Raw genomic sequence first — 12557 nt, forward strand, 5'->3', positions numbered from 1 at the left:
AAAATTTGAATGATTTGCTGACCAAATGGTTCCTGAAGCTCAGTAGATCGAAAATGAATTCGTTTTGCTCGCTAAACTTGAGTTCGTTCGCGCAGTGTGTGCATAGCACAATCCTCTTCTGAGATGCGCGCAGGGCTATTATGTCGATAATAGTTATCTTGAATAGTTATCTTGAATAATTATCTTGAATAGTTATCTTGTGGATCGATTGAATATTCATCAGCTATTCGCATTGCTATTCGCAGTTTGGCAGAGCGAGCACGGGAATTTTGCGCGATTTCGGTTTCACCGGGTGCAATTGGCTTTTTGGTGATCACTCGCAAAAGGTCTGAGTCCTTGAGGGCGTGTTTGACGATTCGATCTTCTAAACTGTGGAAGCTAATAATGGCCAGCCGCCCGTTAGGTTTGAGCCACAGGGGTGCTTTTTGTAGAAAGGTTTGCAGTACGTCTAGTTCTTGGTTGACGGCGATGCGCAGGGCCTGAAAGGTGCGGGTAGCTGGATGAATTCTGCCATAGCGGTAGGAGCGCGGCACGGAGTGAAAAATGGTTTCTGCGAGTTCGGTGGTGGTCTGAAACGGTCGGCGTTCGACAATCCGGCGAGCAATTTGGCGTGATAGTCGCTCTTCGCCGTAGGTGTAAATTAGATTTGCCAGGTCAGTTTCGTTCCAGGTGTTGACAATCTCAGCGGCGGTTAGGTCTTGTTGGGGATTCATCCGCATATCTAGCGGTGCCTCTTGCCGGAAACTGAAGCCCCGGTCGCCCCAGTCAAACTGGGCTGAGCTGACGCCTAAATCGGCCAAAATGCCGTCAAATCGCTGGTTTCCTGGCTCAAAAACGGCAAAGTTAGTGTGGTGAAACTGTACCCGATTGCCATACTCGGCTAACCGTTGCTGAGCGGCTTGCAATGCCTGTGGATCTTGATCTAACGCTGTCACTCGCACATCGGCTGCGGCTGCCAGAATCAGGGCGCTATGACCACCGCCGCCCACGGTGGCGTCCAGATAATGCCCGCCTGCCTGAACCGCCAATCCCTCAACTACCGCTGACGCTAGGACAGGAATATGCACAAAGGCTTGATTTTCTTGGCTGACAATTGGCTCCACAGGGTTGCCCATCTCGACTGTCCTTCAGCTTACCGCATTCTAAAGTTTCGCAATATGATGATAATCCTCAACTCGATGCAGCCAGGGACCGAGCGAATTCGTCAGATTGTTTTGTCGCTGCGCACCTTCTCTCGCACGGACGAAGCGGAATTCAAATCTGTAGATGTCCATAGATATTCATGAAAGAGATATCTATGAAAGAGATATCTATGAAAGCATCGAAAGCACCCTGCTGATTTTGCAACACCGACTCAAAGCCCAACCCCCACGCCCCGTGATTGAAGTTATAAGATTACGTAAATCTACCACTAGTTGAATGCTATACTGGACAGATAAATCAGGTTGTTATGAACCTTTTGGTGAATACGATTGATTCCCTTGAAGACAGCAGCGCAAGGCGATCTTAAGACACCATAGACAGCCCGAATCAAATCACAATCCGAACTGCATTTGATACAGACTGGGCAGAAGTTGCCATCGCCGATAACGGTAGCGGTATGCCACCAGAAATTCAACAGCGAATTTTTGATCCTTGCTTTACCACCAAACCACCTGGAAAAGGCACCGGAATGGACTTATCGATCAGCTACCAAATCATTACAGAAAAACATGGTGGCAAATTAGAGTGCTTTTCCACTCCTGGGAAAGGCACCGAGTTTATGATGCGAATTCCTTTACGTCAATCAGTTCCTTCATTTCAGGGAAAATTTACGCCATCGACCGAAATTTCGGTCTTAATGAAGTAAAGTTTGGATGAGAGCATCTTTTGACCCGGATATGGAAGAACCTGCGGCAGAGCAATTGATTTTGATTGTGGAAGATAACCCTGACCACATTCAGACCATTCAACAGACACTAGCCCAAACAACCCTACAGCCGCAGATTATAGCCATTGGCAACGGGGAGCAGGCGATGCAATTCCTGCGACAACAGGGCGACTATGCGAGTACCCGCCGACCCGATTTGATTTTGCTGGACTTGAATTTGCCTGGAAAAGACGGCAGAGAACTGTTGGCCGAGCTGAAAGCCGATCCCCAGCTGCGGCGCATTCCGGTGGTGGTCCTAACTATGTCAACCGAGGAAACGGATATTTTGAATAGCTACACGCTCCAAGGCAATTGCTATGTGATTAAATCCTCGGATCTGGAACAGCTTGCCCAAATTGTCAAACGGATTGAAGAATTTTGGTTAGAAATTGTAACTCTTCCAGGAGAGTAAGCGTTCACATAATTAACTCTTTGTTTTAAGAAAAATGCACCTTTATTGTTTAAAACCAAGTTTTGATTGGATTTTGCTGTGATCCAAAACCAATTTTTTAATTTTTCAAAGCTTTTGATTTATTTAATAATTCTCTTTAGTCAGCCCCCATGCTGCAATCCACCACTGTACGGAAATCAGGGCATTCTTGCCCAATGCTAGCGCCCTAACAGATAGCGATTCAGCCTAGTAGAATATGAGGGAAATGGCGGCAATTGAGTTGATTAATTCGATAGCTAGCTGAATCGCTGCAATCTGCGTTGACCAAAATAGGATGTAAATGAACTAGTTCTTTTGTTGACCACCCGTCCTGATTGACTGGCAAATCTTTGGTTTTGCCATTTTGTTTAGCAGGAAATCAATTTCCTAGCTCATAACAGAAGTCCCCAAATCCGTCAAAGGAGAAGGATTTAGTCCATTTGAATGAACTTACGCTACTAGCTCGGAATTTCAATTCTGAGCAGGTTTTATATCAGACAAACAGCCATCACTTCAATTCGCGTTCTGCCCTTTGAGTTAGAAAGTATTGAAAGATTGCTACATCACTTGCACCTTCTCAAACCTAGGTGTGGTGATTTTCTAGCTTGCTTGAGAACGCTATCAGCTTCATTGCCCGTTTCGTTTTCATTAGCTGCAAAAAACCGTTTTACTCACCTTATCCATTACTTTGTGTGGAGGTATCCATATCCAATATGAACCTAGAGCAAACACCGAATCTGACTAGCCTGAAACAGCCTTCGATTCGTAGCTTGACGCAAATCCAACCCCACGGCGTTCTGCTGGTTTTGCAAGAGCCAGATTTAACAATTTTGCAGGCCAGCCGCAATGTTTCGACTGCCTTTGACATGTCCGTAGAACAGGTAATTGGCAAAACCTTAGACGAGATTCTCGATTCGTTTCAGGTGGATCGGTTCCGCACGGGCTTGAGCTACGAGAATCTGGATTTGATCAACCCTACGAAGGTCTGGGTGCGGCGGAAAGGCGATGATTATCTGGTGTTTGATGCGGTGTTTCATCGCAGTGCCGACGGGTTCTTGGTATTGGAACTAGAGCCAGCCTTGACGCACGAAAATATTCCGTTCTTGAGTTTTTACCATCTAGCGCGGGCCTCGATTAATCAGCTAGAAGCCACCTCGAATCTGCAAGATTTCTGTCAAATTATTGTGCGGGAAGTCCGCAAGGTAACGGGGTTTGATCGGGTGATGCTCTACCGATTTGACCAAGACGGGCATGGCGAAGTGGTGGCGGAAGAAAAGCTGGCAGAAATGGAATCCTACCTGGGACTGCACTATCCGGAATCGGATATTCCCCAACCCGCCCGCAAGATGTTTCTCTCCAATTGGATTCGGGTAATTCCCGATGCCAAAGCCTCGCCGGTGGAGCTGTATCCTCGCCAGAATCCGATCACCAACCAATCCACCGATCTAACCCTCTCGATTTTGCGCAGTGCCTATCCCTGCCATCTGGAATACCTGCACAACATGGGCGTCGGAGCCTCGCTGACGATCTCGCTCATTAAAGATCAAACCCTCTGGGGGCTGATTGCCTGCCACCACCGCACGCCGAAACAAGTGCCCTACGAGCTGCGCAAAGCCTGCGAATTTTTGGGCCGAGTGATTTTTGCCGAGATTTCCACCCGCGAAGAAACGGCAGACCACAACTATCGAATCAAGCTGGCTCAGGTGCAATCCGCCCTGGTCGAATGGATGTCGCAAGAAGATAATTTCATCGATGGCCTCACCCAACACGAACCGAATTTACTGGAATTAGCCAACGCTAGCGGCGCGGCGATTTGCTTCAGCGGCCACTGGACGACCCTGGGCCGCACCCCACCCGAAGACGAATTGAATTACCTGGTGCAGTGGCTCGCCAAAACTGTGGATGGCGAAGTGTTCTACACCGATTCGCTGCCGCTGGTTTACTCCGACGCAGAGCGATTCAAGGATGTGGCGAGCGGTTTACTGGCGATTCCAATTTCCAAACGCAGCTATGTGCTGTGGTTCCGGCCTGAGGTGATCCAAACCGTGAACTGGGGCGGCGATCCCCACCATGCCTATGAGGTGCAGCAGAGCGGCAATGACCTGAAACTCTGTCCGCGGAAGTCGTTTGAGCTGTGGAAGGAAACGGTACGGCTGAAGTCCTTGCCCTGGAAGCCGGTCGAGATCAAGGCCACGCTAGAACTGCGCAAAGCGATTGTCAACATTGTGCTGCGGCAGGCAGAAGAACTAACTCTGCTGGCTCAGGATCTAGAGCGCTCGAACGCCGAACTGAAGAAGTTTGCCTATGTCGCATCCCACGATTTGCAAGAGCCGCTGAATCAGGTGGCCAACTATGTGCAGCTTTTGGAGATGCGCTATGACGAAGCCCTGGATCAAGACGCTAAAGAGTTTATCGGCTTTGCGGTGGAAGGTGTCGGCCTGATGCAAACCCTGATCGACGATGTGCTGGCCTACTCCAAGGTAGATTTGAAAGGCATCGAGTGGGAGTTGACTGAAGTGGAAATGGCTCTGAATCAGGCCCGCAATAATCTACGCGGACGAATTGCCGAAACCGGCGCGGTGATTACTTCAGATCCCATGCCCACGATTGTGGCTGACGGTACCCAACTGATGCAGTTGTTCCAGAATCTGATTGGCAACGCGATCAAGTTCCGCAAACCCGAAGAGCCACCCCAGATTCACATTGGCGTGCAGCGACAGGAAGACGCGTGGCTGTTCTCGGTGCAAGACAACGGCATTGGCATCGATCCGCAGTTTGCCCAGCGAATTTTTGTCATCTTCCAGCGGCTGCATACCCGCGATGAATATCCCGGTTCAGGCATGGGGCTGGCCATCTGCAAGAAAATTGTCGAGTGTCATCGGGGCCGCATCTGGGTGGAATCACAACTCGGTGAAGGGGCCACTTTCTATTTCATGATTCCGGTAGGAGGGCGTGAGCGCAATGCTGGCGGACGCAAAAAGCAAAATTATCTTTCTGGTGGAAGATAATCGCGGCGATATTCGCTTAATTCAAGAAGCGCTGAAAACCACTGCCGTTCAGTGTCAGGTGATTGTGGCACGGGATGGCATGGAGGCAATGGCCTACCTGCGGCAGGATGGGGATTTTGCAGAAGCGGTGCGTCCGGACCTAATTCTGCTCGACCTCAACCTGCCCAAAAAAGACGGGCGAGAGGTGCTGGCGGAAATCAAAGCCGATCCAGCCCTCAGGCACATTCCTGTCGTGGTGCTCACTACCTCGCGTAACGAAGAAGACATCTGCAAAAGTTATGATCTGCATGTCAACTGCTATATCTCCAAATCACGCAACTTGGCTCAGCTATTCAAAATTGTCCGGGGGATTCAAGAATTTTGGTTGGAAACTGCAACATTGCCACCGCCCGCTCCAGCGGTAGAATCTTGATCAAAGTGCTGTTGGTCGAAGATAATCTAGCCGAAGCTCGGTTTCTGCAAGAAGTGTTGCAGGGAACCCTCCTGAGCCATTTCCAACTCACCCATGTCAAACGCTTAGCCGAGGCAACCGAGCAACTTAAAATCACCTGCTTTGACGTGATTCTGCTCGATTTGACCCTGCCTGACAGTACCGGCATTGCCTCTCTCGATACCTTGCTGGGCCAAGCTCCCAACCTGCCGATTGTGGTGCTCACCAACACCAACGACGATGAACTAGCCGTAGAAGCGGTACGGCATGGCGCACAGGATTACCTGTTTAAACGCCAAATTAACCAGGCCGTGCTAGTCCGCTCACTCCACTACGCAATTGAGCGCAAACATGGAGCCGAAGCGCTGCGCGAAGCCAACGAAGCTTTGGAGCAACGGGTACAGGAACGCACGGCAGAACTGGCCACTAGCAACGAACTACTGCGACAAGAAATTGAATGGCGGCAAGGCATTCAAGAACGTCTGGAGTTGGCTCAGCGAGCCGCCAAAATCGGCATGTTTGAATGGAACATTCAAACTCACCAAATCACCTGGACTGCAGAACTAGAAGCCCTCTACGGACTAGATCCCGGCAGTTTTGATGGCCGCTTCGACGCTTGGATACAAGCCCTCCACCCGGATGATCGCAGTCAGATCGAACAAGAACTGTGGCAGGCCGTTCGGATCGGTGAGGGCATCAACAGCGAGTTTCGCATTCTCTTACCCGCTGGAGAAATCCGCTGGATCGCCATCAAAGGTAGCCTGTTTCGAGATGCGACAGGTCATCCCCTGCGGCTGATTGGCATCCACATGGACATCACCGAAAAGAAGCAGCTCGAAGCCCAGTTTTTGCGGGCACAGCGTTTAGAGAGCTTAGGCACCCTAGCTAGCGGCATTGCCCATGACCTCAACAATATTCTGACGCCGGTTCTAGCTGTAGCTCAGTTACTGCCGTTGAAACTACCCGATGCCGATGAGCAGGTGCAGCGGATGCTGGTGATTTTAGAAAGCAGTGCCCGTCGCGGTACCGAGCTAACTCGCCAAATTCTCTCCTTTGCCCGTGGGGTCGAAGGCAAACGCGGCTGTTTGCAAATCAACCATCTGCTGCTGGAAATTCAAAAAATCATTCAGCAAACATTGCCCAAATCGATCGAAATTCTAGTCGATCTACCTGCTGACTTATGGACGATTTTAGGCGATGCCACCCAACTCCATCAGGTATTCATGAATCTCTGTGTCAACGCTAGAGATGCTATGCCAGAAGGCGGCATGCTAGAAGTTACAGCTAAAAACCAAATTATTGAGCAAGAGTATGCCCGTCTTCATCTAGATGCTCAGCCAGGAGCGTATGTAGCTGTAACTGTAAGTGATACAGGAACGGGGATGACATCGGATACATTACACCGAATTTTCGATCCCTTCTTTACTACCAAAGAAATTGGTAAAGGAACAGGACTGGGACTCTCAGCTGTCCTGGGAATTGTCAAAAGTCACGGTGGCTTCATCGATGTGCAAAGCCAAATTAACCAGGGCAGCCAATTTACCATCTATTTGCCCGCTAGCCAAGCCGACGACATGCCTCCTGACGAACCGTCAGAGTTACCTTTCGGCCAGCAGGAATGCATTCTGGTTGTAGACGATGAAGCAATGATCTGCGAAACGACCAGAGCTACTCTGGAGGCATATAATTACCGTGTGCTGACGGCCAGTAGCGGTATTGCAGCAATCACCCTTTTAGCTGACCATCCCACTGAAGTTCACACCGTACTCGTTGATCTGATGATGCCTCAAATGGATGGGTTGGCCGTTATTTCAGTCCTACAGCGGTTTAATCCTAATCTCCGTGCAGTGGCTATGAGTGGCCTCCATTCCCCCGAAACGATTGCCCAAGCCAAGCACCTGGGCTTCCAGGACTTTCTGCTCAAACCCTTCACCACTAAAGAACTCTTGCAAGTCGTCGCAACCCAAACTCGCCTACGAACGACTAATGGCCAATAGCAAACAAAAAATGGGCGATACTGGATTCGAACCAGTGACCCCTTCCGTGTGAAGGAAGTGCGCTACCACTGTGCTAATCGCCCTAGATTCCTGCCGGAGCTGAACCACTCTAAAAGTTGGGTGTAGGGTCCGCTCCGGAGTACTATATTAGCTCAAAGTTCCACCTTTTGGGAAATGCCAGCCATGAATTTCGGGCCTTTTTATAAAAGTTAGTTTGGTCGCCCCCATCCACACCTCGATCGGTGAGAATTTTATAGGTACAGCTAGGTAATTCGAGCATGGATATCAAAGACGGATTTGTAGGTGCAGTCGGCAATACCCCCCTAATTCGGCTCAACAGCTTTTCTGAAGCAACCGGATGCGAAATTCTGGGCAAGGCAGAGTTTCTCAACCCTGGTGGGTCGGTGAAAGACCGGGCAGCACTCTACATCATTCAGGATGCTGAAGAAAAAGGGTTACTGAAACCGGGCGGCACCGTCGTAGAAGGCACGGCTGGCAATACCGGGATTGGCCTCGCCCATATCTGCAATGCCAAGGGCTACAAGTGCTTAATTATCATTCCCGACACCCAATCGCAGGAAAAGATGGACATGCTGCGGACGCTAGGAGCTGAGGTGCGGCCCGTACCGGCGGTCCCCTATCGGGATCCCAACAACTACGTCAGGCTATCTGGCAGAATTGCGGCTGAGATGGAGAATGCAATTTGGGCCAACCAGTTTGATAACCTCGCCAACCGCCGTGCCCACTACGAAACTACTGGGCCAGAGATTTGGGCGCAAACCGACGGCAAAATTGATGCTTGGGTCGCAGCAACCGGAACCGGCGGCACCTATGCAGGCGTCTCGTTATTTCTAAAAGAAAAAAACCCAGACGTGAAATGCGTTTTGGCCGATCCAATGGGTAGCGGTCTCTATAGCTATGCCAAAACCGGAACGATTACAATCGAGGGAAACTCTATCACCGAGGGGATTGGCAATAGCCGCGTTACCGCCAATATGGAAAATGTGCCGATCGATGATGCAATGCAAGTCGAGGATCCAGAAGCGCTGCGGGTAATCTACCAACTGCTGCGCCAAGATGGGTTGTTTATGGGTGGTTCGGTGGGTATCAATGTCGGAGCTGCGGTTGCTCTAGCCAAACAACTCGGTCCTGGCCACACGATTGTCACCGTGCTGTGTGATGGCGGTGCCCGTTACCAGTCTCGTCTGTTTAACCGCGAGTGGCTGGCGAACAAAAATTTGCTGATCGATGGCATCTAAAACTAAGCGTGTGTCAGCTATAGTCTGTCGCTCTCACCATGTCCACTAAAACTGTTCTGATTTGCCAGAACACCACCTGTCGTAAAGCGGGAGCGGCCAAAGTGCTGGCAGCTTTTCAAACTGAATTCTCGCCCAACGCCACAATCCAGGGCTGTGCCTGTCTGGGTCAATGTGGCAACGGGCCGATGGTGCTCGTGATGCCCGACCAGGTCTGGTATTCTCGGGTTCACCCTGATGAAGTACCGACTATTGTGCAGCAGCATCTGCGGCGTGGTCAGCAGGTCAAGGCTTTGTTATATCCTAAATATCATCCATCCTAAGGGAATCTACAGAAGCTTTTGATAGCTTCAAGCAATCTAGTCTGTGAAACTGCGCTTGCTGCGCTCCAACGGCTCAGCTTTATTGAAGATAACCCAGAATTAGCGATACGCTTGATCTGACCCATTTCTCAGTTCGGTTCTATCTATATTTTCTACTAGAAAAAAATACAGACCTGCTGATTTTAGAGTTTCACGACTTCACCTCTTACCCGCAATTTCTCTAGCTCAGGTACCTAGGCACACAGCCATGAGCCACTAGCTTGAGCAATGCTTGATTCCCAGCGATGCCGATAGTCTGTCTTCTATGCCTTCTGGTTCTGATTTGGAGTGCCTTCCCAGAATCATAAGTCGTTTCACCGAGTCCCAATCAGCCCAATTTCAACGTGAGGGGTGCAGCCGCTGATTATGACCAAGTCACCGCTGGTATTTAACCAGAATCGCTACTACAAGGGGTTTGCTCATACTGGTCTTTCCGCGAATCTACTCACGCAAGCATTTCCATTCTATTTAGCCTTTCGGGCCGACGGCCAGCTCGTGCAGATTGGAGATGCCATGCAGCGGCTCTGTCCTCACCTCACCCCAGGTCAACCAATTGATTACTACTTTCAGCTTCGACAACCCAGCGTTGAGTTTCAATCCCTGACTCAGCCGCTCGATGATTTGCTGCGGTTGGAATGTCTAGCTAACCAAGTCCAGTTTGAAGGCCGCGCCATTTATGTTGAACAGCAGGAACTGATTTACTTTCTTGGCTCGCCTCGCCTCGATGATGCCTACGCCTTAAATTCACTGGTTGCTAAGGTGGCCAACCGATCCAGTCGCGGTGCCGCCTCGGATATGCTGCTATTGCTTCAGGCGCGCGCCACCAGCCTATCGGATACACGCCGACTGGCTGAAAAAATTGCCGAACAGCGGGCTGAGCTACGGCAGGCCCTGCGACAGGCTGAGCTAGCTACGGCAGTATTAGAGCAAGCGGCTGACGCGATTGAAATCACCGATGCCGATGCCCGTTTACTCTACGTCAATCCAGCCTTCGAACGCATTACCGGCTATCAACGCGATGAGGTGATGGGCAAAACCGTTGCCGAATTGTTTTGTCTGGGACAGCCCGACGAGATTTTGTATCAAGAGATTGCCCGAACCATTGCGGCAGGGAAGGTCTGGCAAGGCTCCTGTATGGGTAGGCGCAAGGACGGCTCATCCTATCCTCAAGAAGTGACGATTTTTCCAATTCACAACAAAGCGGGACAAATTACCAATCGCGTCGCCATCAAGCGGGATGTTAGCGACCGTCAACGCACCCAAGAAAAGCTGGGCAATTCCCTTTCACTGCTGCAAGCCACATTTGAAGCCACTGCCGACGGCATTTTAGTCACGAATGGGCAGGGAAACATCCTCAATTTCAACCAAAAGTTCGCTGAGCTTTGGCAAATATCAACTAATCAGCTCATTTCTTGGGATCAGTTTCATGATCTGAAGTTCATCGCTCGCTTTCTCAAGCATCCTTACCAGTTTTCTAGCCGGATCCAAGAACTCTACACACAGCCGCAGATTGAAAGCCACGACATTTTGGAGCTGAAAGACGGGCGCTATCTGGAAGGACGGTCCTGTCCCCAGCGCTCAGGCGATTCCGTAATTGGGCGAGTCTGGAGTTTTCGGGATGTCACTGAACGGCTGCAAACCGAAGCCAAAATTCGTTACCAAGCCTCTCACGATCTGCTCACTGGCTTGCCCAACCGGATGTTTTTCAATCAGCGGCTAGCTGACGCACTAACTGAGGCGATTCGGCAGCAAAAGCTCTTAGCCGTGATGTTTATAGACCTGGATCGCTTCAAGCTAATCAACGACTCATTGGGACATGCTGCTGGAGACCAGTTGCTGCAAGAAGTTGCACAGCGGTTGCGCACTTGCCTGCGGAAGCACGACCTAGTGGCGCGCTGGGCTGGTGATGAGTTTACGCTGCTCTTAACCGATATCAACTGTGTTGAAGATGCTGTCACCATTGCCCAAAAGATCCTCTGGGCGATGAAAGCTGACTTTAAGCTAGAGGGGCACAGGCTCCACATTAGCAGCAGCATTGGCATCGCAGTTTACCCCAACGATGGTGAAGACGCTGAGACTCTGCTCAAAAATGCCGATGCCGCCCTCTACCGGGCCAAAGACAGCGGACGCAATGGTTATCATCTCTATACCTCGGCAATCAACTCAGAAACCTCGGAATGGCTAGCGCTGGAAAGCCACCTGCACCGTGCTCTGGAACGCCGGGAGTTTGTGCTGTATTACCAGCCGCAGGTGAATGTGGTAACAGGGGAGATTACCCAAATGGAAGCGCTTTTACGCTGGCAACACCCAGAAATGGGGCTAGTGTCGCCCGCTAAGTTCATTCCCCTAGCCGAAGAAAATGGTTTGATTGTACCAATTGGCGAATGGGTGCTGCGTACTGCCTGTGCCCAAACTTGCGCTTGGCAGGCGGCTGGTTTACCTCCAGTCCAAATTGCCGTCAATCTTTCGGCGCGTCAATTGCGGCAGCCCAATTTGGTCGAGATGGTGGCGCAGGTGCTGAGCGATACGGGATTGGCTCCCCGCTACCTGGAGCTGGAAATTACCGAAACCACCGTGATGAAAAACGTGGAGCTGACCAAAACAATTCTCTGCGAACTGCACCGCATGGGTGTTTCGATGGCAATGGATGATTTTGGCACTGGCTATTCGTCGCTCGGCTATCTGAAGAAATTTCCCTTTAATACCCTCAAAATCGATCAGTCCTTTGTGCGAGATTTGACCACCGATCCAAACGACAAGGCAATTGTGGCCGCCATTATTGCAATGGGACGAGTGCTGAATCTGAAACTAGTAGCCGAAGGCGTTGAGACCAAGGTGCAAGAACATTCGCTGCTCTCGCTCGACTGTGAAGAAATGCAGGGCTATTTGTTTAGTCCGCCCCTATCAACCGAAGAAGCGACGCTGCTGCTAGAGAGTCAGCTTTTGCACTCTTGAGATCCACTCGCGAATCTGATTAATCCGGATGGTTGCTTCGGTTTATGCCGATTTTTTGAAAATGGATGTAAATTGTGAATCTCCCTTCTGGGGGTAACCACTCAGACGCATTCGCGGCTAATATGTACATTAGCAGTGCTATGCCCCTAGGCGGCACTGATGTTGAATTTAGAGTTCTTATGGACCGAAGTCCATTCCCCCACAGTACAT

Annotated in this window: 9 protein-coding genes and 1 tRNA gene; 8 read left to right on the top strand and 2 right to left on the bottom strand. The window is 50.4% G+C overall.

The annotated features are described in order from the left end of the window. Window positions 1–179: 179 nt before the first annotated feature. A complete protein-coding gene (gene rsmH, locus HJG54_RS03375) occupies window positions 180–1115 on the bottom strand; it encodes a 16S rRNA (cytosine(1402)-N(4))-methyltransferase RsmH (protein ID WP_316433371.1) in 936 nt (311 codons plus the stop codon). 464 nt (window positions 1116–1579) lie between these two features. Here rsmH and HJG54_RS03380 point away from each other — a divergent pair, with 464 nt between their 5' ends. The 5 genes from HJG54_RS03380 (at window position 1580) to HJG54_RS03400 (ending at window position 7774) form a co-directional block, all read left to right on the top strand. After that, window positions 1580–1849: an ATP-binding protein gene (locus HJG54_RS03380; protein WP_316435600.1), complete on the top strand. Its 270-nt coding sequence runs from the start codon at window positions 1580–1582 to the stop codon at window positions 1847–1849. Between the two features lie 7 nt (window positions 1850–1856). Next, window positions 1857–2321 (top strand): response regulator, encoded by a 465-nt coding sequence (locus HJG54_RS03385; protein WP_316433372.1) that lies wholly within the window; start codon window positions 1857–1859, stop codon window positions 2319–2321. Between the two features lie 731 nt (window positions 2322–3052). After that, entirely contained in the window at window positions 3053–5347 is a 2295-nt protein-coding gene (locus HJG54_RS03390; RefSeq protein WP_316433373.1) for an ATP-binding protein, read from the top strand. Then, window positions 5301–5759 (top strand): response regulator, encoded by a 459-nt coding sequence (locus HJG54_RS03395; RefSeq protein ID WP_036008071.1) that lies wholly within the window; start codon window positions 5301–5303, stop codon window positions 5757–5759. Before HJG54_RS03390 ends, HJG54_RS03395 begins: the two co-directional genes overlap by 47 nt. Then, on the top strand, window positions 5708–7774 hold the full coding sequence (locus HJG54_RS03400; RefSeq protein ID WP_316433374.1) for a response regulator: 2067 nt from the start codon (window positions 5708–5710) through the stop codon (window positions 7772–7774). The genes HJG54_RS03395 and HJG54_RS03400 overlap by 52 nt, the downstream gene beginning before the upstream one ends. An 11-nt stretch (window positions 7775–7785) precedes the next feature. Here HJG54_RS03400 and HJG54_RS03405 read toward each other — a convergent pair. Beyond that, a tRNA-Val gene (locus tag HJG54_RS03405) sits at window positions 7786–7857 on the bottom strand. A 195-nt stretch (window positions 7858–8052) separates the two neighbouring features. On the opposite strand from HJG54_RS03405, the gene HJG54_RS03410 reads away from it, so the two are divergent. The 3 genes from HJG54_RS03410 (at window position 8053) to HJG54_RS03420 (ending at window position 12347) form a co-directional block, all read left to right on the top strand. Continuing rightward, window positions 8053–9033 (top strand): cysteine synthase A, encoded by a 981-nt coding sequence (locus HJG54_RS03410; RefSeq protein WP_316433375.1) that lies wholly within the window; start codon window positions 8053–8055, stop codon window positions 9031–9033. A 38-nt stretch (window positions 9034–9071) separates the two neighbouring features. Next, the gene (locus tag HJG54_RS03415; protein ID WP_316433376.1) at window positions 9072–9353 is read left to right on the top strand and encodes a (2Fe-2S) ferredoxin domain-containing protein; all 282 of its coding nucleotides are present in this window, start codon (window positions 9072–9074) and stop codon (window positions 9351–9353) included. A 405-nt stretch (window positions 9354–9758) separates the two neighbouring features. Further along, window positions 9759–12347: an EAL domain-containing protein gene (locus HJG54_RS03420; protein ID WP_316433377.1), complete on the top strand. Its 2589-nt coding sequence runs from the start codon at window positions 9759–9761 to the stop codon at window positions 12345–12347. Window positions 12348–12557: the final 210 nt, after the last annotated feature.

The sequence above is a fragment of the Leptolyngbya sp. NK1-12 genome (genome assembly GCF_032598965.1).
Taxonomy (GTDB): domain Bacteria; phylum Cyanobacteriota; class Cyanobacteriia; order Elainellales; family Elainellaceae; genus Elainella.